The following is a 21,831-nucleotide window of genomic DNA, read 5'->3' as shown; positions in this document are numbered from 1 at the left end:
CCGGTCGGTGCGCCTGAGGGCTCAGTCGGTCGCCGAGTGCAGGTCAGCGCCGGCCGGGTCGGCGTCGTCCGAACCCACCGCCTGGCGTTCCTGCTCGGTGCGGTGCTCGAGGACCTCGTCGCTGGGGTGCGGGTCCTTCGCGTGCTGGGTGCGGTCGCGCGTGGGGCGCTCCTGCGGCTCCATGACGTCGTCGAGGTTCGGGGTCTCCTGGGGGCCGGTCATCGTGGCGTCCTCCGGTCGATCGGGTGCGGTCGGGGAGAGCCATAGCCCCGACCGCCTGCCGCTAACCGGCGACGGTGATCACCGCGGCTCCAGGCGGGTGGCCGGCAACCACGCCTCGACGAGCGCCGGGCCGTGCGTGGCGCTCACCGCGTACGTGACCCGCCCCTGCCAGGCGCCGTCGCGCCGGCGCCACTCCACGAGCAGGCCGGGCCACGTGCCAGGCGCCTCCGGCGGGTCGTGCACCCAGCAGTGCCGCGCCTCGCTCCCTTCACCGGTGGCCGCCGGGTGGCCCGCGGCGACGGGGCGGGACGGCGGGCCGGGCAGCGGCGACGGGGAGAGCTGGGGGACGACCCCCGAGTCCGCCGCCCGCTCACCCAGGGAGCGGCCGCCGCGCCCCCGGTTCATCCCGCCCGCCACCGGTTCAGTCTTGCACGACGGTCGAACACACGTTCGACGGTGCCCCGGTCACCGGACGCGAACGGGCGCCCTCCGCGGGGATCGCGGAGGGCGCCCGTCCGGGATGCCGCGTCAGGCGACGGGAGTGATGCGCCCCTCGCCGCCGACCGGGTAGTCGACCGCGCTGACGACCCCGCCGAGGTCCTCGACCAGGTAGGTCTCCAGCGCCTCCTGGTAGGTCACCGGCAGGACGGTGAAGGCCACGCCGTCGAAGGGGTAGCCGTCGCCGCCGCGGAGGAGGAAGTCGATCGTGGCGACCGAGAGGGTCTCTCGATTGCCGGTCGGCGTCCCGTCCTCCACCAGAACGGTCCCATCGTCCAGGACCAGGTCGACGATGCGGGATCCGGCCTCCTGCGCCGGGTCGTAGCTCACCCGGTAGCCGGCGGCCTGCGCGAAGGAGCCCGCCGGCTGGAGGACGCCGTCGGTGACGGCGCCGGAGAGGCCGTGCTCGACCCCGGCGATGAACGTCTCGACCGGCATGGCCGGCGCGACGCCGACGAAGTTCGAGAACGGCAGCACCGTGTAGGTGTCGAGCGCCGTGATCTCACCGGCCGGGATGACGGCGGCGTTGCGGATGCCGCCGCCGTTCTGCAGCGCCACCACCGGAGCGGTCACGCCGAGGGCCTCGGCCTCGCGCTGACCCGCGGCCAGCAGGGCGTCCGTGGCGAGGTTGCCGAGGTTGGTCTCCCGGCTCCGGACGTCGTCGCGGATGCCGTTGAGGTCGACCTCCGAGGCGGCGACCACCTGCTCGGCCAGGTCGGCGACGTACTGCTCCACCGGCCGCACGACCTGCCGGTTCACCGCGTTGTTGGGCGCGACGGCGTCCGGGCCCTCGGAGACCACCGGGATCGGGCGCGACACGTCGTCGTGCACCGTCAGCAGCTCACCGTCGGCGTCGAACGTGACGACCAGGCGGCCGACGTAGGTGTAGAGCGCATTCGTGGTGACCACCGGGACGACCTCGCCGTCGGCGTCGGTCGGCGTCAGAGGGTAGGAGCCGTAGGGCGTCGCCCCGTTGGGGACGAGCGGGTCGCCGGCGTCGGCCAGCAGCTCGTGCCCACCGCCGCCGACGATGACGTCGACGCCGCGGAGCTGGGCGGCGAGCGCGACCTCGTTGTCGATGTCCTGCAGGTGCGAGACCAGCACCACCTTGTCGACGCCGGCGGCCTCGTACGCGGCGGCCTGGGCGTTGGCGATCCCGGCGAGGTCGGGGTCGACCGTCACGCCGCGGGAACTGGTCAGCCGGGGGAGGTCCGGCGTCGTGAGCCCGATGAAGCCGATCTGCTCGCCGCGCTCCCTGACCACGTGCGACGTGACGATGGTGCCGTCGGCGACCTGGGCCAGCAGGGCGGGCTCGTCCTCGAAGCCGAGGTTGCTCGAGACGATCGTCGTCTGGGGGCGGAGGTCGCCGATCCACTCGGCGAAGAAGTCCGGGCCGAGGTCGAAGTCGTGGTTGCCCGGGATCGAGACGTCGAAGCGCGCCGCGTTGAACGCGGTGGCGTCGTAGATGGGTCGCCCGGACTCCTCGCTGGCGGCGAGCTGGGGTCCGGGGAGGAAGTTGTCGCCGGCCGAGACGGTGACGACGCCGCGCTTCTTGGCCTGGCCCTCGCCCGGCCGGCCGGTCAGCGCGAGCATCTGCTGCTGGCGGATCAGCTCGACGAAGCGGTCGGCCCCGCCGTAGGTCCCGCCGTCGTCGCCGGTGACCGGCAGCAGCGCGGACTCGAGGTCGTTGGCGTGCAGCAAGGTGAGGGTGAAGTCGGGTCTGGGTTCCTGGGCGGGCGCGGCGGTGGCGGTCCCTGCCAAGGTGCCGCCGGCCAGCGAGGCCGCGGCCACGGTCGCCACGACGGTGCCGCGGCGCAGGTGCTTCAGAGACATGACGCTCCGGGGTCGTTGGGGGAGCTTGCCCGGGGAGCGTCACACCGGAAGGTGAACGTCGCGTGACCGCGTAACGATTTGTGACACATCCCATAGGGACCGGTCCGTCACCTGGCCGTCACCTTCCGTGGTGCAGATCGTCACCCGACCGGCTTACCGTTCCCGCGTCTCACCGTCCGTCCGGAAGGACCCCTCCGTGCTCGTACCCATCGGCGGTCCGCGCGTCCTCGCGCGCCGTACCGCCCTCGGCACCCTCGCCGCCTCCGTGGCCGTGGTGGGTCTGCCCGCCTTCGCCCAGGCGGCGCCACCGACCACCCCGTTCATCTCCGAGATCCACTACGACAACGCAGGCACCGACACCGGCGAGTTCGTCGAGGTGCACTTGCCCGCCGGCACGTCCTCCGCCGGTCTCTCGGTCGTGCTCTACAACGGCAACAACAGCGCGGTGTACGACACCGACGCCCTTCCCGTGGTCACCGCGCCCGCCGATGCGCCGGCGGTGGTCGTCCTCGACTACCCGACCGACGGTATCCAGAACGGCGGGTCCGACGGCCTCGCTCTCGTCGACGCGGACGGCGACGTGCTCGAGTTCCTCTCCTACGAGGGGACGCTGACCGCCGTCGGCGGCCCGGCTGCGGGCCTGACGAGCACCGACATCGGCGTGTCGGAGGGGAACTCGACGCCGGCCGGCCAGTCGCTGTCGCGGGCCTACGACGCCGGCACCGACGCTCTCGTGTGGTCCTGGCCGGCGTCGGCCACCCCGGGCGCGGTCAATGGCGGTGGCGCCACGGACCCGGAGCCCGACGAGCCGGTCGACGTCTGCGCGACGACGCCGACGCACGAGATCGGGGCGGTCCAGGGCCCGGGCGCCGGGACCCCGCTCGCCGGGCAGCAGGTCACCGTCCGCGGCGTCGTCGTCGGCGACCTGGAGGGGCTCGACGGGTTCCACCTGCAGGACGCCGACGGCGACGGCGACGCAGCGACGTCCGACGGCATCTTCGTGTTCAGCGACGTCGCGGTCGACCTCGGCGACACCGTCGCCGTCACCGGCCAGGCGCAGGAGTACTTCGGCCAGACCCAGATCAGCTCCCGCGAGGACGCCGCGGTCTGCGCCGAGGGCGCGGCGGGCGACCTGCCCGACGCCACCCCGCTCGACCTCCCGGCCGGCGACGAGGAGCGCGAGCGGCTCGAGGGCATGCTCGTGGCGCCCGTCGACACCCTGACCGTCAGCGAGGTCTTCGACCTCACCTCGTTCGGCGAGCTCACCCTCTCCGAGGGCGGCCTGCTGGTGCAGCCGACCGAGCTCGCCCGGCCCGGCACCGCCGAGGCCGACGCGGTCGCGGTGGAGAACACGCTGCGCCGGATCGTGCTCGACGACGGCGTGAGCGCCCGGGTGAGCCCGACCACCCGCCCGTACCTCTCCCCGGAGACACCCGTCCGGGTCGGTGACGAGCTGGAGTTCACCGAGCCGCTCGTCCTCGGCTACGGGTTCGACCAGTGGCGGCTGCAGCCGGCCGACGGCACCGCCGACGGCGTCTTCGCCCCGCAGAACACCCGGCCGACGGCGCCCCAGGCGGTCGGCGGGGACATCCAGCTCGGCGCGTTCAACGTGCTGAACTACTTCCTCACCTTCGGCGGCGAAGGGCGCGGTGCGCGCGACGCGGCACAGCTGGAGAGGCAGGCCGGAAAGATCGTGCCGGCCATCGAGGCCCTCGGGGCCGAGGTGGTCACCCTCATGGAGATCGAGGACACCGACTCCACCGGCTTCACGCCCGGCGACGCGGACACGGCGCTGGCCGACCTGGTGAGCCGGCTGAACGCGGCCGCCGGGTACGACAAGTGGGGCTTCGTCCCGCTGCCCGACGAGCTCTACTCCGTCGACCGCGATGTCATCCGCAACGGGATCATCTACCAGGACGACGTCGTGCTCCCGCTCGGCGAGCCGGTGGGCCTCGTCGACGAGGAGGTCTGGGACAACGCCCGCGAGCCGCTGGCGCAGACCTTCGTCAAGGACGGCGACACGTTCACCGTCGTGGCCAACCACTTCAAGTCCAAGAGCCCCGGCGAGCCGACCGGCGACAACGTGGACTCCGGTGACGGCCAGGGCGCCTGGAACGGCGACCGGGTCCGGCAGGCGGCGTCGCTGGCGCAGTTCGCCGCCGAGCTGCAGGAGTCCACCGGCGACCGGGACGTCGTCCTCATGGGCGACCTCAACGCCTACACCCAGGAGGACCCGATCCAGCTCCTCGAGGACGCCGGGTGGACCGACCTGGGGCTGCGCTTCGACGAGGGCTCCTACAGCTACGTCTTCGACGACATGTCGGGCTCGCTGGACCACGCGCTGGCCACCGCGGAGCTGACGGCGAAGGTCACCGACGTCACGCACTGGAACATCAACGCCGTGGAGTCCTTCGCCTACCAGTACTACGGCGACCCGGCGCTCTACGCGGCGGACCCGTACCGCTCCAGCGACCACGACCCGCTGGTGCTCGGCATCGACCTGGCCGAGCGCTGCCAGGGCCTGGTCCCGACGGTCGTGGGGACCGACGGGGACGACGTCCTGCCGGGCACCAACCAGGCCGACGTGATCATGGGCCTCGGCGGGGACGACGTCCTCGCCGGGCTCAACGGTGAGGACGTCATCTGCGGCGGCGCCGGCGACGACCGCCTCGCCGGTGGCAACGGGGAGGACGTGCTGTCCGGCGGCTTCGGCGCGGACGAGCTGGCCGGCGACAACGGTGCCGACGTCGTCGTCGGCGGCCCTGGGGCGGACCGGCTCGACCAGGGCCGGGGCTCCGGCTCCGAGGAGCAGGACGGCGTCGAGTCCTGACCTGATCGGCTCCTGACGCGCGCCGGCGCGGCACCTCTGCGAGGTGCCGCGCCGGTTGCGTCCCCGGGTCAGTCGGTGGCGAGGCCCTCGGCGAGGGTGCGCGCCACCGTCTGCAGCAGCGGGTGTGCCGGCAGGTCCTCGACCAGCACCGGCAGCGGCAGCGACCAGTTGGGCCGGTCATCGGCGCCCGGCATGTTCGGCCGGCGCTGCTCCCCGACGGCGTCGTCCAGCGTCGCCGACAGCAGCAGCGACGGCGCCGTCGCCAGCAGGGCGTGCGCCTGCTCCACCGCCTGCTCGACGGTGGCGTCGTCGGAGAGCCCTGGCAGGTGCGCCAGCAGCGAGTCCCGACCGCGCTCGAGCTCCTCGTCGGTGCCGGTGCCGTGCTCCCGCTGTTCGTCGACGTCGGCCTCGGTCCACAGGCCCGCCACCGTCGGCAGGTCGTGCGTGGTGATCGCGGCCATCGCCTCGGCCGGCCACTCCGCGGGCTCGTCGTCCTCGAACCACAGCAGCCGGTAGGAGAGCACGCCGTGCTCGGCCATCGCCTCGCGGACGCCCTCCTCGACGGTTCCGAGGTCCTCCCCGACGACGAGGGCACCGGCGCGGTGGCTCTCCAGCGCGACGATGTTGAGCAGGTCCTCCGCCGGGTAGCGCACGTAGGCGCCGTCGGCCGCGCTGCCCCCGGCCGGGACCCACCACAGCCGGAACAGCCCCATCACGTGGTCGATCCGCAGGCCGCCCGCGCCGGCCATCGTGGCCCGGATGGACTGGACGAACGGCTCGTAGTCGGCGTCGCGCAGCCGCCAGGGGATCAGCGGCGGGGAGCCCCAGTCCTGACCGGCCGAGTTGAACGCGTCCGGGGGCGCCCCGACGCTCACGCCGTCGGCCAGCACCTCCTGCCAGACCCAGGCGTCCGCGCCGCCGCCGGCGAAGCCGATCGGCAGGTCCTGGATGACGGTCATCCCCGCGGTCGCGGCGGTGAGCTGCAGCTCCAGCGCCCACTGCAGCCAGGCGTGGAACGCCACCACGGCGCCGTGCCGTTCGGCGTACTCGGCGACGGCGGGTGCGTCGGGGCGGCGCAGCTCGGCGGGCCAGGTGTGCCAGTCGGCCCCGTGCTCCTCGGTGATCGCCGCCCACGTCGCCCACTCCTGCAGCGTGCGGCCCTGCTCCTCCCGCCAGCGGGTGAAGGCCTCACCGCCGCCGTGGGCGAAGAAGATGCGCATGAGCACCTCGCGCTTGCGGGCCCAGACGGCGTCCCGGTCGATGAGCGCCCCCTCGGAGAGCGCGCGCCCGGCCTCGGCCTCGAGGTCGACGGCGTCGGCGCCGGGGACCTCGTCGACCCGCAGGTAGAGCGGGTTGCGGAAGCGGCGGGTCGCCGGCAGGTAGGGGCTGGCCTCCTGCGTGGGCAGCGGCGCCACCGCGTGCAGCGGGTTGATCAGCAGGAAGCCGGCGCCCTGATCGGCGGCCATCTGCCGCAGGGTGCGCAGGTCGCCGAGGTCGCCGATGCCCCAGCTGTCCCGGCCCCGGGCGGCGTACAGCTGCACCGCCCAGCCCCAGGCGCGGTCCTCGGGCAGCCAGCACCGCCCCGGCGAGACGATCAGGCGCCGGCGCGGGCCCTCGGGCGCCTGCAGCCAGTGGTAGCCGAGCGGGAAGTCCGGCGGCAGCTCGCCGTCGACGTGCCGCACCTCGCCGTCCTCGCAGACGACGTCGGCCTCGTCCACCTCCAGCGCGTCCCCGGGGCGGGCGACGATCGGCGCGCGCTCCTCCAGGTCCGCCGGCGGTTCGCCGATGACGGCGCGCAGCTTCTCGATCGTCTCGCGGGCTACCTGGTGTTCCTCGTCCAGCGCGTCGAGCCAGCTGGCATCGATGCCCCAGTCGTCGGTCGTCGGCTTCGTCGTCACCCCGCGATCCTCGCCGCGCGGGCCCCGGCGCGCAGGGCGGGCCGGGGTGGCGTTCCTCTCGGCGCCGGCACGGGAGGATGGCCACGTGACCCTGGGCTCGGCCGTCCTCGCCTTCGCCGTCGTCGCGGCGGTCCTCACCGTGACACCGGGGCTGGACACCGCGCTGGTGCTGCGCGCGGCGCTCACGCGCGGTCGCCGGGAGGCGGCCGCCACCGCCGCGGGGATCGTGGCCGGGCTGTTCGCCTGGGGCGCCGCCGCAGCCGTCGGCGTCTCCACCCTGCTGACCGCCTCACATGTGGCGTACGACGTGCTGCGTCTCGCCGGTGCTGCCTACCTGGTGTGGTTCGGCGTCCGGCTCCTCGTGCGGGCTCCGCGGGCCCGGCCGGAGCCGGCCGGCAGCGCCGTGCGAGGCGGTTCCTCGGCCCGGCGGGCGGCGCGGGTAGGGCTGACGACCAACCTCCTCAACCCGAAGGTCGCAGTCTTCTACGCGGCGCTGCTGCCCCAGTTCCTGCCCACCGGGAGGGACCCGCTGGCGAGTGGGTTGCTGTTGGCGGGCGTCCACGCGGTGCTCTCGGTCGCGTGGTTCGCCCTGCTGATCGGCCTGGCGTCGGCCCTGGGGCGTTGGCTTCGGCGGCCGCGCACGGTGCGGGCGATCGACGCGGTGACCGGCACGGTCCTGGTCGGCTTCGGCGTCCGGTTGGCGGCCTCCGGACGCTGACCGGCGCACGCTCATCTGGCCGGGCGGGGCCCACCCCGGTAGGCATGGCCCATGCCGGTGATCGGGTTCCACAACTCCCACGAGCAGGTCCACCCCGCCGCGCTGCTGGACGCCGTCCGGCACGCCGAGGAGGTCGGCTTCACCGCCGCGATGTGCTCCGACCACCTGACCCCCTGGAACCCCCGGCAGGACGAGTCGGGGTTCGCCTGGTCGTGGCTCGGCGCGGCGATGGCGACGACGTCGCTGCCCTTCGGTGCCGTGAACGCGCCCGGCCAGCGCTACCACCCGGTGATCGTCGCCCAGGCGGTCGCGACCCTGGGTGCGATGTTCCCGGGGCGGTTCTGGGTGGCGCTCGGCAGCGGCGAGGCGATGAACGAGCACGTCACCGGGGGCACGTGGCCGCGCAAGGAGGTCCGCGACGCCCGGCTGCGCGAGTGCGTCGACGTGATCCGCCGGCTGCTCGCCGGGGAGGAGGTCTCCCACGACGGCCTGGTCACGGTGGACCGCGCCGCCATCTACACGCTCCCCGAGGTGCAGCCGGCGCTCATCGGCCCGGCGGTGAGCGTGGACACCGCCCGCCGGCACGCCGACTGGGCCGACGGGCTGGTCACCATCAACCAGCCGCACGAGAAGCTGCGCGAGATGGTCGCCGCCTACCGGGACGCCGGCGGCCAGGGCGACCTCGTCATCCAGGTGCACGTGTCCTGGGATCCCGACCCCGACCGGGCGCTGGCGATCGCCCACGACCAGTGGCGCAGCAACGTCTTCCCACCGCCGCTGTGCTGGGACCTCGACAGCCCGGAGGCGTTCGAGCAGGCCAGTGCACACGTGGCGCCGGAGGACATGCACGGCCCCGTCCGGATCTCCGCCGACCTGGGGCAGCACGCGGCCTGGATCGCCGAGTACCTGGAGCTCGGCTTCGACCAGGTGTACCTCCACCACGTGGGCAAGGAGCAGCGGCCGTTCCTGGACGCGTTCGGCGAGCGGGTGCTCACCCAGTTCGACCTGGAGCGCCCGGGACCGGTGGCCGCCATCGACCCGCCCGGGCCGGCGGTGAACCGCCGTCCGCACGTCGAACCGGTGCCGGCCCGGTGAGGATCACCGACACCAGCGACCTGTGGTGGAAGACCGCCGTCGTCTACTGCCTCGACGTCGAGACCTACCTGGACTGGAACGGCGACGGCGTCGGCGACTTCGCGGGCCTGGCCCAGCGCCTGGACCACCTGGCCGACCTCGGCGTCACGTGCCTGTGGCTGATGCCCTTCTACCCGACCTGCGAGCGCGACGACGGCTACGACATCACCGACTTCTACTCCGTCGACCCGCGGCTGGGCAGCCTCGGTGACCTCGTGGAGGTGATCCGGACGGCGAACGACCGGGGCATCCGCGTGATCGCCGACCTGGTGGTGAACCACACCTCGGTCCACCACCCCTGGTTCGAGTCCGCGCGCGCCGCCACCGACGCCCCGTACCGCGACTTCTACGTGTGGCGCGCGGACGAGCCGCCGGACACCAGCGACCAGGTGGTCTTCCCCGACCAGGAGGACAGCATCTGGACGCGCACCGACGAGACGGGGGAGTGGTACCTGCACCGCTTCTACAAGGAGCAGCCCGACCTCGACGTCACCAACCCCGCGGTCCGCGACGAGGTCGCCAAGATCATGGGCTTCTGGCTGCAGCTCGGGCTGTCGGGCTTCCGGGTGGACGCGGTGCCGTTCTTCCTCGAGACCCAGCGCAGCGACGACGAGCGGCTGCCCGAGCCGCACCAGTACATGCGCTCGCTGCGCCAGTTCCTCAGCCGGCGGAGCGGCACGGCCGTGCTGCTCGGCGAGGTCAACCTGCCGTACGAGCAGCAGGTCCAGTTCTTCGGCGGCCCCGACGGTGACGAGCTGACCATGCAGTTCGACTTCGTCGGCATGCAGGCGATGTACCTGTCGCTGGCCCGTTGCGACGCCGGGGCGCTGACCTCCGCGCTGCAGAGCCGGCCGGGGATCAACCCCGACTCGCAGTGGGCCACCTTCGTGCGCAACCACGACGAGCTCACGCTCGACAAGCTCTCGGACGACGAGCGGCAGGAGGTCTTCGCCGCCTTCGGGCCGGAGGAGCGGATGCAGGTGTACGGCCGGGGGCTCCGCCGCCGCCTGCCGCCGATGCTCGCCGGCGACCCGCGCCGCGTCCGCTTGGTCTACAGCCTGATGTTCTCCCTGCCCGGCACCCCGGTGCTCTTCTACGGGGAGGAGATCGGCATGGGGGAGGAGCTCTCCGCCGACGGCCGGCTGGCGGTGCGGACGCCGATGCAGTGGGACGGCTCGGTCAACGGTGGCTTCTCCACCGCTGACGCCGACCAGCTGCCGGGGCCGGTGGTCACCGGGGGCTTCTCACCCGAGTTCGTCAACGTCGCCGACCAGCGGCGCGACCCGGACTCGCTGCTGTCCTTCATCAAGCTGCTGGTCCGCCGGTACCGGGAGTCCCCGGAGCTCGGTTGGGGCGGCTTCGAGGTGCTCGAGCAGCCGCACGCAGCGGTGCTCGCGCACCGCTGCACCTGGGACGACGCGGCGCTGGTCGCCGTCCACAACCTCGGGGCCGAACCCTGCACGGTGCCGCTGCGGCTGCCCGACTGCGCCGGCGCGGGCCTGCACGACCTGCTCGAGGCGGGGGCGGCGACGGTCGGCGAGGACGGCGCGGTGGAGCTGGCGCTCGAGGGCTACGGCCACCGCTGGCTCCGGGTGGTGCGCCCGGGCAGCCGCCGCCTGCTCTAGGCGCGGCGGTGGCTGCCTGCGCGCGGCCGGTCACCCGCTGACCTGCGACTCGGCCACCCGGGGCCGTGAGGGATGAGCCACGCCGGCCGCGCGGGGTGTCCTGCGGCGTGCGGGGGGTGGCTGTGCCTAGCGTGGCCGGTGAGGTGAGTGCGATGAGCGAACGCGACCAGACCATGTCCCTGCCCGCGCCCGGTCCCGACGGCGCCGGAGCCCCGTCCGGCGGGGCGACCCCCAGCGGGGCCACGCCGAGCGGGGTGACCCCCGGCGGGGCTCCGGGGGCCGCACCGGTGCCGCCCCTGCCCGAGCCGACCCCGGTGCCGGGAGGCGACGCGCCCCCCGCCGGGCACGCCACCGCCCCGGTGGGCGTGCGCCCGGCGCCCCGCAAGCCGCGGCGCGGCCCGATGACGGTGATGGGTCCCTGGGCGCCGGTGGCCGGCGGCCTGCTCGGCCTGTTCCTCGGGCTGGTCGCCGTCCTGCTGCTGGCGGGGTCGGCGGACACCTTCGCCGACCGCCTGGCGCTGGTGTTCGCCGTCCTCGGCCTCGGGCTGCTCGGCGCCGCCGGCGTCCTGCTCGCCGACGAGGTGCGGATCGTGCGCCAGCGGTCCCGGGACGCGGGGGTGCGCCCGCAGTGGGTGGAGGCGACAGCGGGGCTGGTGAACGGGCTGACGCCCGCGCGGCTGCTGCTGCTGGTCAGCGCGTTCGTGCTGTTCCTGTCCGCCTACGTCGCCCGCTGAGCGGTCGCGTGCCCGGCCGTGGTCGGCGTTCCCCGACCACGGCCGGCGCGGCGCTCAGAGGTAGGCCTGGACGCCCAGGTGCACGGCGAGCCCCAGCCCGGCGAGGCCGATGACGGTGCGCAGGGCGGTCTGCGGTGCCCGGCGCACGACGCGGGGGCCGAGCCGTCCGCCGAGGAAGAAGCCCATCGCCAGCGGCAGCGCGGCCGCCCACGCGACGTCGGCCAAGAGGGCGAAGCCCAGGGCGGCCACACCGTTGGCCACGCCGAGGACGACGTTCTTCAGGGCATTGCCCCGCGGCAGGCCCTCCCCGGTGGTGAGCAGGTACAGGGCCAGCAGGAGGACGCCCGCGGCCGCGCCGAAGTAGCCCCCGTAGACGGTCACCGCGAACGTGCCCAGCGCCAGCCAGCGCGGGTCCCGGACCGGCGCGTGCTGCGCGCCTTCGGCCGCCAGCTCACGGGGTGGCCGCTGCACGAGGATGGCCAGCGACGCACCGGCGATCAGCCACGGCACGATCCGCTCGAAGGCATCCGGGGGCGTGAGGAGCAGCAGCACCGCCCCGGTGAGCCCGCCGGCCACCGCCGCGAGCAGCAGCGGTCGCAGCCGGCGACCCTGGCCGCGGAGCTCCGGCCGCGAGGCGCTCACCGAGCCGACCGCGTTGAGCACCAGGGCCACGGTGTTGGTGACGTTGGCGGTGACCGGCGGCAGCCCGGTGGCCAGCAGCGCGGGGTAGCTCACCAGCGAGGCGAGCCCGGCGATGCTGCCGGTCAGCCCGGCTCCCACGCCGGCGGCGAGGAGGAAGAGGAACTCGGGCACGGTCATCCGCTGAGCAGCACCCCGATCGCGACCAGGCCCAGCACGACGATCGCCGTCCGGAGCAGCGGCTCGGGCAGCCGCCGGCCGTAGCGGGAGCTGACGTACCCGCCGACGAGCGAACCGGCGGCCAGCAGGGCCGCCGCCGACCAGACAACCCGGTCGGTCGCGACGACGACGTAGGCGCCGGCCGCCACGCCGTTCACCGTCAGGGTCAGCACGTTCTTCAGGGCGTTCAGCCGTTGCAGCGGCTCGCGCAGCAGGAGCCCGAACAGCCCGATCTGGATGACGCCCTGGCTGGCCGCGAAGTAGCCGCCGTAGGTCCCGGTCAGGTAGGCGGTGCCGAAGAGAGCGGCCCGTCGCCCCGGGCCGATGCGCAGCTCCGGCGCGCCCTCGGGGTACTGCCGGGCGATCCGGCGCTTGACCAGCGGGTGCACCGCGACGAGGACGACGGCGACGGCGATCAGCACCGGCACCACCGCCTCGAAGGCCGCCGCGGGCAGGTGCAGCAGCAGGAAGGCGCCGGTCAGGCCCCCCAGGACGGACGCCGGGATCAGCCCGAGCAGCAGCCGTCCCTGGCCGCGCAGCTCGCGCCGGTAGCCGATCGCGCCGGTCAGGTTGCCGCCGACCAGCCCCAGAGAGTTGCTGATCGTCGCCGGCACCGGCGGCAGGCCGACGCCGAGCAGCACGGGGAACGAGACCAGCGTCCCCGAGCCGACGACGGCGTTGATCCCGCCGGCGGCGAAACCGGCGGCGGCCACCGCCACCATCTCCGCGCCCGTCATGCGTCCATCCCGACGAGACTGGCACGTCCGGGACGGCCCCCGCTCGCGCGGGGGCCGTCGATCCGGTCACACCGGGGTGGACCTCAGGGCTTGACGGCCAGGACCGGTCGGTCGGCGTCCAGCAGGATCCGCTGGGCGCTGCTGCCCATGAGCAGCTTGCCGACGGGGGACCGCTTGCGCAGCCCGATCACGATCACCGAGGCATCGACCTCCCGCGCCACGCGCAGCACCTCGTCGGCCACCTCGCCCTCGCGCGTGACCTGCCGCACCTCCACGGCGACGCCCGCGCGCTCGGCCCGGGCGCTGATGTCACGGAGGGTGTCCTCGTCGGCGACCTCCACGCTGACCGGGGCGCCCCCGCGCGAGGAGTTCAGCACCAGCAGCCCCTCGCCGCGGCGGGCGGCCTCGGCGATGCCTGCGTCGAGGGCCGCGCGGGCCTCCGGGGTGGGGACGAATCCGACGAGGACGGTCATACGGGCTCCTTGGCGGGACGGTCGGGACACCTCGAGCAGTGTCCCCGCGATCAGCTCCGCGAAAACCGGCGCGGGCGGGTCAGCTCCGCGGGGCGGGGCTGCGGCCGGCGCTGCTCAGTCCCTGCGGCCGGCCTCGACGAGGCGGATCACCGCGGCGCCTTCCTCGTCGGAGGCCTCGAGGTCCACCTCGACGTCGAAGCCCCAGTCGTGGTCGCCCGCGGGGTCGTCGACGATCTGCCGCACCCGCCAGATCCCCGGCTCCGACTTGTCCCAGATCAGCAGCGCCGGGCCGCGGGCGTCGCCGCCGGTGCGCACCTCGTCGTGCTCGGCGAAGTAGGCCTGCACCACCTCGCCCCACCGGTCGGCGTCCCAGCCGGAACCCTGGTCGAGCTCGCCCAGGTCGTACCAGCGGCGGCGGGCCCACAGCTCGACGCGGCGGAACAGCGCGTTGCGCACCATCGCGGTGAACGCCCGCTCGTTGCCGGTGAGCGGCCGGGGCCGGGCCGGGACGGCGACCTCGGCCACCGCGCCCTCCTCGGGGTTGGTGAGCTGCTCCCACTCGTCGAGCAGGCTGGAGTCGACCTGGCGCACCAGTTCGCCGAGCCACTCGACCAGGTCGGTGACCTCCTCGGTGCGCGCCGCCGCGGGCACGCCGGAGCGCAGGGCCTTGAACGCGTCGGAGAGGTAGCGCAGCACCGCGCCCTCGGCCCGGGTGAGCCCGTAGGTGTTGACCAGCTCGCGGAACGTGAACGCCCGCTCCCACATCTCGCGGACGACCGACTTCGGCGACAGCTGCGCGTCCGCGGCCCACGGGTTGCTCTGCCGGTAGACCTCGTAGGCGTGCCCGAGCAGCTCCTCCAGCGGCTTGGGGTAGCTGATCTCCTCGAGCAGCTCCATCCGCTCGTCGTACTCGATGCCCTCGGCCTTCATCTGCGCGACCGCCTCGCCCTTGGCCTTGTTCAGCTGGGCGGCGAGGATCTGCCGGGGGTCGTCGAGGGTGGCCTCGATGACGCTGACGACGTCGAGCGCGTAGGTCTCCGACCCCGGGTCCAGCAGGTCGATGGCGGCCAGCGCGAAGGTGGACAGCGGCTGGTTGAGCGCGAAGTCCGGCGGGAGGTCCAGCGTCAGGTCGTAGCGGCGGCCGTCGGGCTCGGGCTCCGGCAGCCGCTCCAGCACGCCGGCCTGCAGCAGCGACCGGGCGATGCCGATCGCCTCACGGATCAGCTTGAGCTGCCTCTTGCGCGGCTCGTGGTTGTCGGTGAGCAGCCGGCGCATCGCCGCGAACGGGTCGCCCGGCCGGTCGACGACGTCGAGCACCATCGCCGTCGTCACCCGCATGTGGCTGGTCAGCTTCTCCGGCTCGCCCTCGACCAGCCGGGTCATGGTCGCCTCGCTCCACGGCACCATGCCCTCGGGCACCTTCTTGCGCACCAGCTTGCGCCGCTTCTTCGGGTCGTCGGCGACCTTGGCGAACTGCTTGAGGTTCTCCACCTCGTGCTCGGGGGCCTGGACGACGACGGTGCCGGCGGTGTCGTACCCGGCGCGGCCCGCCCGGCCGGCGATCTGGTGGAACTCGCGGACCTGCAGCAGCCGGGTCCGGGTGCCGTCGTACTTGGAGAGCGCGGAGAAGACGACGGTGCGGATGGGCACGTTGATGCCCACGCCGAGGGTGTCGGTGCCGCAGATGACCTTGAGCAGCCCCGCCTGGGCCAGCTGCTCCACCAACCGCCGGTACTTGGGCAGCATGCCGGCGTGGTGCACGCCGATGCCGTGGCGGACCAGCCGCGACAGCGTCGTCCCGAACGAGGAGGAGAACCGGAACCCGCCGATCATGTCGGCGATCGCGGCCTTCTCCTCCTTGCTGCACACGTTGACGCTCATCAGCGCCTGGGCGCGTTCCAGCGCCGACGCCTGGGTGAAGTGGACGACGTAGACCGGCGCCTGCCGGGTGTCCAGGAGCTCCTGGATCGTCTCGTGCATCGGCGTCGTCGCGTAGTAGTGGTGCAGGGGGACGGGCCGGACGGCGTTGGCGACCAGCGCGGTGGGCCGCCCGGTGCGGCGGGTCAGGTCCTCGCGCAGGGAGGTGACGTCGCCGAGCGTGGCGCTCATCAGGAGGAACTGGGCCCGCGGCAGCTCGAGCAGCGGCACCTGCCAGGCCCAGCCGCGGTCGGGGTCGCCGTAGAAGTGGAACTCGTCCATGACGACGAGCCCGATGTCGGCCTCCGGACCCTCGCGCAGCGCGATGTTGGCCAGCACCTCGGCGGTGCAGGCGATGATCGGGGCGTCCCGGTTGACCGCGGCGTCACCGGTGAGCATGCCGACGTTCTGCGCGCCGAAGACACCGCAGAGGGCGAAGAACTTCTCGCTGACCAGCGCCTTGATGGGGGCGGTGTAGTAGCTGCGCCGGCCGGCGGCGAGGGCCGCGTACTGCGCTCCGGTTGCGACCAGCGACTTCCCCGAGCCGGTCGGGGTGGCGAGGACGACGTTGGCGCCGCTGACCAGCTCGATCAGCGCCTCCTCCTGCGCCGGGTAGAGCGCGGTGCCGCCGGCCTCGGCCCAGGCGGAGAAGGCGGCGAACAGCGCGTCGGGATCGCCACCGGTCGCGCGCAGGGCGGTGAGGTCGGCGGGGTCCTCGAGCAGGGGAGGGGCGGCGGTCGTCGTCATCAGGAGGAACAGCGTGCCCGACCGGCTCCTGCTTCCCCGGACCCAGGCCCCTCCCGGTCGCCGAGTCCGGCAGACGATAACGATCCGGTAACGAGACCTCCTGAGGGGTGTGACATGCGCCCCAACCGGAGAGCAAGGTGAACAACAGGTGAACGGAAGGTGGCTGAGACCATGCGTGAACGTTTCTGCCCGGAATGCCGGTGGACCGTTGTGACCGACCAGGCGGGCCGGCGGCGGCTCGAGATGCGGTGGGTGCCGCTCGGCGCCGCGGCCTCCCACAGCCCGGTGGCGCGCGCCGCCTAGCAGAGCAGGACCCTCCCGACCCGGGCGGGAGGAGGGGTGCACGCCGGCGTGCGCCTCTCCTCCCGCCCGGGTCGTGCGCTGCTGTGGGCCGGTGGGCGCGTGACCGGGGTTCCGGGCGCCGGACGGCGGGTAGGTCGCCCGCGCCGCAGCACCGCGGAGGCGTGAGCCCAGCGCCCGGTGCCGAGCGCTCCCGACCAGGAAGGTGGACGCCCGTGTCCGAACCCCGCCCCGACTCCCAGCCCGCCCAGCAGCAGAGCACGCCGGGCACGCTCGGCGAGATGACGCCGAAGCCCGACCACGGCGAGGAGAGCTACCAGGGCTCCGGGAGGCTGACCGGCAAGGTCGCCGTGATCACCGGCGGGGACAGCGGCATCGGCCGCGCCGTCGCCATCGCCTTCGCCCGCGAGGGTGCCGACGTCCTCATCAGCTATCTGGACGAGCACGAGGACGCCCAGGACACCGCCAGGTACGTCGAGCAGGCCGGCCGGAAGTGCGTGCTCGTGCCGGGGGACATCTCCGACCGGGCGCACTGCAAGACGATCATCCCCAAGGCGGTGGACGAGTTCGGCCGGGTCGACGTGCTGGTCAACAACGCCGCGTTCCAGATGAGCCACGACTCGCTGGAGGAGATCTCCGACGAGGAGTGGGACCACACCGTCGCGACGAACCTCTCGGCCATGTTCACCTTGACCAAGGACGCGCTGCCGCACATGCGGTCGGGGGCGTCGATCATCAACTCGTCGTCGGTGAACAGCGACAACCCCAGCCCGAACCTGATCGCCTACGCGATGACCAAGGCCGGCATCGCCAACTTCACCGCGTCGCTGGCCCAGATGCTGGCGGAGAAGGGCATCCGGGCCAACAGCGTCGCCCCCGGGCCGGTGTGGACGCCGCTCATCCCGGCGACCATGCCGGAGGAGAAGGTGGAGAGCTTCGGCCAGCAGGTGCCGATGGGCCGCCCGGGCCAACCGGCCGAGCTCGCGCCGGTCTACGTGCTCCTGGCCAGCGACGAGGCGTCCTACGTCTCCGGGGCCCGCATCGCCGTCACCGGCGGCAAGCCCATCCTCTGACCGCCGACCAAGGATCAGCTTTCCTGATCATGGAGCGTCCTCCCTCACCGCCCACCGTGAGGGAGAACGCTGCACGAAGAGGTCCGCTGGTCGTGGAGCGCCCGCTCAGCAGTCGAAGACCGACCAGCAGATCCGGTTGCGCAGGCGCTGGTCGTCGAGGACGAGGGCGCGGATCGCCTCGGGGAGCTGGTCCCGCTGCCACCGGCACTCGGCCAGCCCCGCGGCCTCGCTGACGCTGTCGGGCGCCGCCGCACGCACCGCCTTGATCGCGTAGGCGGCGGCGCCCAGCTCGTGCGCCGCGACGTGCGCCACCGCGCCGGCCTGCCCGGCGGCGTAGGCGGCGTGCCGCGCTGCCCCGCACAGGGCCCGTGCCGCGGCCATCGCGTGGCCGCCGGCGGCACGGGCCCGCATCATCGTCAGCTCCCCGCGGGTCCAGGCGCGGGCGGCCTCGATCGCCGCCCGGGGCCGGTCGTCCTCGGGACGCACGGACGCGAAGAGCGGGAGGACGTGTTCCGCGCACGCGGCCGCCCACAGCGCGAGGAGGTGGTGATCGGAATCGGCGAGGGTCCCGCCGCGGCGGATGGTCACCAATCGCGGGTCCCGGACCTCGGGCAGGATCACGGTGCCAACCTCTACCACCCGCCCCACGCCGCGGACCCGGTTCCGCGCCCGCGGCGGCGGACGCGTCGATCAGGCCAGCGCGCGGGCGAGGTCGGCGAGGTGCTCCGGCCGCACCCGGCAGCAGCCACCGACCAGCCGTGCGCCGGACGCCACCCAACCAGGGACGGCGCCCGGGGCGATCCCCGGGCTGCCCGTCCACCCACGTGCGACGGCGTCCCACGTCTCCCCGCTGTTCGGGTAGGCGACGACGGGCCGGCCGGCGGCGGCGGCCGCCCGGACGGCCGGGAGGACGGCGTCGGGCGCTGTGCAGTTCACGCCGACCGCCACGACCTCGTCGACGCCCTCGGCCATGGCGAAGACGTCGGCGGCGCGCTCACCACGCCGGGTCCGGACGACGCCCTGCCCGTCCACCACCGTGGTGAGCGAGAGCCAGACCGGCACGCCCAGCGCCTGCGCCTCCAGCAGCAGCGCCTCGGCCTCGGCCGCGGCGGGCACCGTCTCGCAGGCGAGCACGTCTGCCCCGGCCTCCGCGAGCAGCTCCATGCGCGGCCGGTGGAAGGCGCGCAGCGCGGTGACGCCGACCCGGCCGGCGTAGGACCCGGTGTACTCGGAGCCGTCGGCCAGCATCGCGCCGTAGGGGCCGACCGAGCCCGCGACCCAGCCCTCGCCCTGCCCCTCGCGGGCCAGCGCGACCGACGACGCGATCAGCCGCCGGGCCTCGGCCGCGCCCACCCCCGCGGCGGCGAACCCCTCGACCGTCGCCTGGTAGCTCGCCGTCGTCGCGACCCGGGCACCGGCCCCGGCGAAGGCGGCATGGGCGGCCACCACCGCTCCCGGGGCGTCCCGGAGGAGGCGGGCCGACCACAGCGCGGAGGAGACGTCGTGCCCCCGCGCCTCGAGCTCGGTGGACAGGCCGCCGTCCAGCAGGACCGTTCCGGCGGCGAGCGCGTCGGCGAGATCGGGCATGGACACCATCCTCCCGCGGTACCTGCGCAACCATGGTCTTCATCTGGAGCAGTGGCTGGGGCCCCCGCCGTCGCAGGCCCCGCGGCGGTGGCTACCGCGGGCACTACACCGGGCACTACGGGCGGGGGTACGGCCCCGGCTACGGATACGGCCCCGGCTACGGCCGCCGCCGGCGCGACGACTCCTGCCTGCGCGACCTCCTCTTCCTCAACACCGGCTGCTGCCTGGCCAACGCCATCGGCTGCGGGATGGACCTGCTGCTGGTCGCGCCCCGCTCGCTGCCGGCGATCCGCGCGGGGCAGCAGGGCAGCGGTGCCGCGGCCCGGCTGGTCGCGGCCGTCCGCTACTACCAGCGGGAGATCAGCCCGCGGCGCCGGCCGTGCTGCCGGTACACCCCGACCTGCTCGGCGTACGCGGTGCAGGCGCTGGAGACCCACGGCGCCCTGCGCGGCTCCTGGCTGACGCTCCGCCGGCTCGTGCGCTGCCGCCCCGGCGCGGCCGGGGGCGCGGACCCGGTACCGGCCTGACCCCGGAGCGCCGCGCCTCGCCCACGGTCGCCGGGTGACGACGACCGGCGCGCGGACGTGGTCCGACCCGGGATGGCGGGCCGGCGCGCTGGGGTGGGCCGCCCGGCAGCTCGAGATCGCCGGCCTGGTGCGCGCAGGCGAGCCGGAGCAGCCGCACGTGCGCGCCTGGTCCACAGCCTTCCGGATCCCGCTGCGCGGAGGGGACGCCGTCTGGCTGAAGGCGGTCGGCCCGGGATCGGCGCAGGAGCCCGTGCTGGCCGAGGCGCTGGCGGGCCGGGTGCCGGAGCAGGTGCTCGTGCCGCTGGCGGTCGACCGGGAGCGCCGCCTGCTCCTCCTGCCCGACGGCGGCCCGACGCTGCGCGAGACCGGCGCGGACCTCAGCGCGTGGACGGCGGTGCTCGCCGCCCACGCTCGCCTGCAGGTCGAGGTCGCGGTCCAGGCGGGGGACCTGCTCGGCCTCGGCGTCCCCGACCACCGCCCGGAGCGGCTGCCCGCCCTGGCGGAGGACCTCCTGGCCGACGACGAGGCGCAGCAGGCCGGCCGCCCGGACGCCCTCCCCCCGGAGGTGCGCTCCCGCGTGCTCGCGGGTCTGGGCCGCTACACGGCCGCCTGTGGCGAGCTCGCCGCCGGCGGCGTCCCGGCCACCGTGCAGCACGACGACCTGCACGACGGGAACGTCTTCGCCTCCGGCGGGCGGTACCGGTTCTTCGACTGGGGCGACGCGTCGATCTCGCACCCGTTCCTCGTCCTGCTGGTCGCCCTGCGCTCCGCCGGGCAGGTGCTGGGCCTGCCGCCGGGTGACCGGGCGCTGCTCCGGCTGCGCGACGCCTACCTCGCCCAGTGGCTGGATCACGGCACCGCGGCGGAGCTGCGCGAGCTGTGCGACCTCGCGCTCCACGTCGCGCCGTTGCAGCGGGCTCTCACCTGGCGACGGATCCTGCGCGGCGTGCACGAGGCGGAGCGCGCGGAGTGGGCCGCAGCGGTGCCCGGCTGGACCGCGGAGCACCTGGCAGCCGGCCCGCTGGCGCCCGGCTGCTGAGCCTCGTCGGCCAGACTGTCCCCGTGCCGGGGACCGACGACGCCTCCGGTGACCTCCCGGTCACCGGCTCCCTCGTCGTGCCCGCGGCCGCGCAGTCCTGGCGGTTCTCCCGCAGCTCCGGGCCGGGTGGGCAGGGCGTCAACACCGCCGACTCCCGGGTCGAGCTCTCGGTGCGCCCGCTGGACCTGCCGGGGCTGAGCGACCCGCAGCGGGCACGGCTCGCGTCACGGCTGGCCGGTCGGCTGGTCGACGGCGTCCTGACCGTCGCTGCCAGCGAGCACCGCCAGCAGCTGCGCAACCGCCAGGCCGCCCGTGAACGACTCGCCGCGGTGCTGCGCGCCGCCCTCGCGCCGCCGGCGCCGGCCCGGCGCCGCACCAAGCCGACGCGGGGCTCCCAGGAGCGCCGCATCCAGGCCAAGAAGCAGCGTGGTCAGCTCAAGAAGCAGCGTCGGGACTGGGACTGAGCGGGAGCTGGGCGCCACGGGTGCGACGGCTGGCTCAGCCATCGCTGCAGGTGCACGGGTCCGTCCTCCACGGGGTCCGGGCCGCCGCCACCGAGCAGGGCGGCCACCACGTGCCGGTCGATGCGCACGGGATCCCGGCGCCGCCCGTCGATCGCCCGGTTGCGGGCGGTGGTGACGGTCGAGCCGGCCGGGCTGGGTGGACGCCGTCGACCGGCCAGCGGCGGAGGGCGGTGAGCAAGGCGTCCTGCACCGTCTCCTCGGCGACCCCGATGTTCCCGGGGAGGCGGACCACGGCGGCGACCGCCCGGCCGTGGTGCTCGCGGAACACCCGCTCGACCTCGCCGACGGCGTCGTCCACGGGCGTCAGAAGGTCCGGGCGACGGGCCGCACCTCGACCGGCAGGCCGCCGAGCACGCGGGCCAGCTTGCCGGCCCGGACCAGGGCCTGGTCCAGGTCCAGGTCCAGGTCCTCGGCATCGATCAGGTCGAAACCGCCGATGAACTCCTCGGCCTCGGCGTAGGGGCCGTCGGTGACGAGCAGGTCGTCGCCCTGGGCGCGGACGACGGTCGACGCCTCCGGCTGGTGGAGGGCGGGCGGTGGCGAACACCCACACCCCT

Annotated in this window: 19 protein-coding genes; 9 read left to right on the top strand and 10 right to left on the bottom strand. The window is 74.4% G+C overall.

The annotated features are described in order from the left end of the window. Positions 1-21: 21 nt before the first annotated feature. The 3 genes from ACI79W_RS11650 to ACI79W_RS11640 all read right to left on the bottom strand — a co-directional run bounded on the left by ACI79W_RS11650 (position 22) and on the right by ACI79W_RS11640 (position 2,553). Positions 22-222: a hypothetical protein gene (locus tag ACI79W_RS11650; RefSeq protein WP_456562244.1), complete on the bottom strand. Its 201-nt coding sequence runs from the start codon at positions 220-222 to the stop codon at positions 22-24. A gap of 78 nt (positions 223-300) precedes the next feature. Next, positions 301-627 (bottom strand): hypothetical protein, encoded by a 327-nt coding sequence (locus tag ACI79W_RS11645; RefSeq protein WP_456562243.1) that lies wholly within the window; start codon positions 625-627, stop codon positions 301-303. Between the two features lie 123 nt (positions 628-750). After that, positions 751-2,553, bottom strand: coding sequence for a bifunctional metallophosphatase/5'-nucleotidase (locus ACI79W_RS11640; protein WP_456562242.1), 1,803 nt, complete (start codon positions 2,551-2,553; stop codon positions 751-753). 196 nt (positions 2,554-2,749) lie between these two features. Between ACI79W_RS11640 and ACI79W_RS11635 the strand changes: the two genes are divergently transcribed. Then, on the top strand, positions 2,750-5,383 hold the full coding sequence (locus ACI79W_RS11635; RefSeq protein ID WP_456562241.1) for an ExeM/NucH family extracellular endonuclease: 2,634 nt from the start codon (positions 2,750-2,752) through the stop codon (positions 5,381-5,383). A 68-nt stretch (positions 5,384-5,451) separates the two neighbouring features. Here ACI79W_RS11635 and malQ read toward each other — a convergent pair whose 3' ends face one another. Continuing rightward, positions 5,452-7,281 (bottom strand): 4-alpha-glucanotransferase, encoded by a 1,830-nt coding sequence (gene malQ, locus ACI79W_RS11630; protein WP_456562240.1) that lies wholly within the window; start codon positions 7,279-7,281, stop codon positions 5,452-5,454. 85 nt (positions 7,282-7,366) lie between these two features. Between malQ and ACI79W_RS11625 the strand changes: the two genes are divergently transcribed. From ACI79W_RS11625 to ACI79W_RS11610, 4 genes are all read left to right on the top strand, one after another. Continuing rightward, the gene (locus ACI79W_RS11625; RefSeq protein WP_456562239.1) at positions 7,367-7,999 is read left to right on the top strand and encodes a LysE family translocator; all 633 of its coding nucleotides are present in this window, start codon (positions 7,367-7,369) and stop codon (positions 7,997-7,999) included. A gap of 51 nt (positions 8,000-8,050) precedes the next feature. Then, positions 8,051-9,094 (top strand): TIGR03885 family FMN-dependent LLM class oxidoreductase, encoded by a 1,044-nt coding sequence (locus ACI79W_RS11620; RefSeq protein WP_456562238.1) that lies wholly within the window; start codon positions 8,051-8,053, stop codon positions 9,092-9,094. After that, positions 9,091-10,758: an alpha-amylase family protein gene (locus ACI79W_RS11615; RefSeq protein ID WP_456562237.1), complete on the top strand. Its 1,668-nt coding sequence runs from the start codon at positions 9,091-9,093 to the stop codon at positions 10,756-10,758. The genes ACI79W_RS11620 and ACI79W_RS11615 overlap by 4 nt, the downstream gene beginning before the upstream one ends. 152 nt (positions 10,759-10,910) lie before the next feature. Then, a complete protein-coding gene (locus ACI79W_RS11610) occupies positions 10,911-11,492 on the top strand; it encodes a hypothetical protein (protein ID WP_456562236.1) in 582 nt (193 codons plus the stop codon). Positions 11,493-11,546: 54 nt separating this feature from the next. On the opposite strand, the gene ACI79W_RS11605 is transcribed toward ACI79W_RS11610, so the two are convergent. The 4 genes from ACI79W_RS11605 to ACI79W_RS11590 all read right to left on the bottom strand — a co-directional run bounded on the left by ACI79W_RS11605 (position 11,547) and on the right by ACI79W_RS11590 (position 16,224). Continuing rightward, a complete protein-coding gene (locus ACI79W_RS11605) occupies positions 11,547-12,311 on the bottom strand; it encodes a sulfite exporter TauE/SafE family protein (protein WP_456562235.1) in 765 nt (254 codons plus the stop codon). Then, on the bottom strand, positions 12,308-13,087 hold the full coding sequence (locus ACI79W_RS11600; protein ID WP_456562234.1) for a sulfite exporter TauE/SafE family protein: 780 nt from the start codon (positions 13,085-13,087) through the stop codon (positions 12,308-12,310). The genes ACI79W_RS11605 and ACI79W_RS11600 overlap by 4 nt, the downstream gene beginning before the upstream one ends. 83 nt (positions 13,088-13,170) lie before the next feature. Beyond that, on the bottom strand, positions 13,171-13,560 hold the full coding sequence (locus ACI79W_RS11595; protein WP_456562233.1) for a universal stress protein: 390 nt from the start codon (positions 13,558-13,560) through the stop codon (positions 13,171-13,173). 114 nt (positions 13,561-13,674) lie between these two features. Beyond that, positions 13,675-16,224, bottom strand: a complete 2,550-nt coding sequence (locus ACI79W_RS11590; protein ID WP_456562232.1) for a DEAD/DEAH box helicase — start codon at positions 16,222-16,224, stop codon at positions 13,675-13,677. A 515-nt stretch (positions 16,225-16,739) separates the two neighbouring features. Between ACI79W_RS11590 and ACI79W_RS11585 the strand changes: the two genes are divergently transcribed. After that, entirely contained in the window at positions 16,740-17,597 is an 858-nt protein-coding gene (locus ACI79W_RS11585; protein WP_456562231.1) for a glucose 1-dehydrogenase, read from the top strand. Between the two features lie 105 nt (positions 17,598-17,702). On the opposite strand, the gene ACI79W_RS11580 is transcribed toward ACI79W_RS11585, so the two are convergent. Both ACI79W_RS11580 and mmuM read right to left on the bottom strand, forming a co-directional pair. Beyond that, a complete protein-coding gene (locus ACI79W_RS11580) occupies positions 17,703-18,218 on the bottom strand; it encodes a putative immunity protein (protein WP_456562230.1) in 516 nt (171 codons plus the stop codon). Positions 18,219-18,287: 69 nt separating this feature from the next. Continuing rightward, positions 18,288-19,184, bottom strand: coding sequence for a homocysteine S-methyltransferase (mmuM, locus tag ACI79W_RS11575; RefSeq protein WP_456562229.1), 897 nt, complete (start codon positions 19,182-19,184; stop codon positions 18,288-18,290). Positions 19,185-19,216: 32 nt separating this feature from the next. Here mmuM and yidD point away from each other — a divergent pair, with 32 nt between their 5' ends. Genes yidD through arfB form a run of 3 tightly spaced genes read left to right on the top strand, consistent with a single transcriptional unit; the run spans position 19,217 to position 21,214 of the window. Next, positions 19,217-19,711 (top strand): membrane protein insertion efficiency factor YidD, encoded by a 495-nt coding sequence (yidD, locus tag ACI79W_RS11570; protein ID WP_456562228.1) that lies wholly within the window; start codon positions 19,217-19,219, stop codon positions 19,709-19,711. A 34-nt stretch (positions 19,712-19,745) separates the two neighbouring features. Further along, on the top strand, positions 19,746-20,750 hold the full coding sequence (locus tag ACI79W_RS11565; protein WP_456562227.1) for a phosphotransferase: 1,005 nt from the start codon (positions 19,746-19,748) through the stop codon (positions 20,748-20,750). A gap of 23 nt (positions 20,751-20,773) precedes the next feature. Continuing rightward, positions 20,774-21,214 (top strand): alternative ribosome rescue aminoacyl-tRNA hydrolase ArfB, encoded by a 441-nt coding sequence (gene arfB, locus ACI79W_RS11560; protein ID WP_456562226.1) that lies wholly within the window; start codon positions 20,774-20,776, stop codon positions 21,212-21,214. The last annotated feature ends 617 nt before the right edge of the window (positions 21,215-21,831 follow it).

The organism is Blastococcus sp. SYSU DS0533 (assembly GCF_054050775.1).
This window is presented reverse-complemented; position numbering and strand designations above follow the sequence as displayed.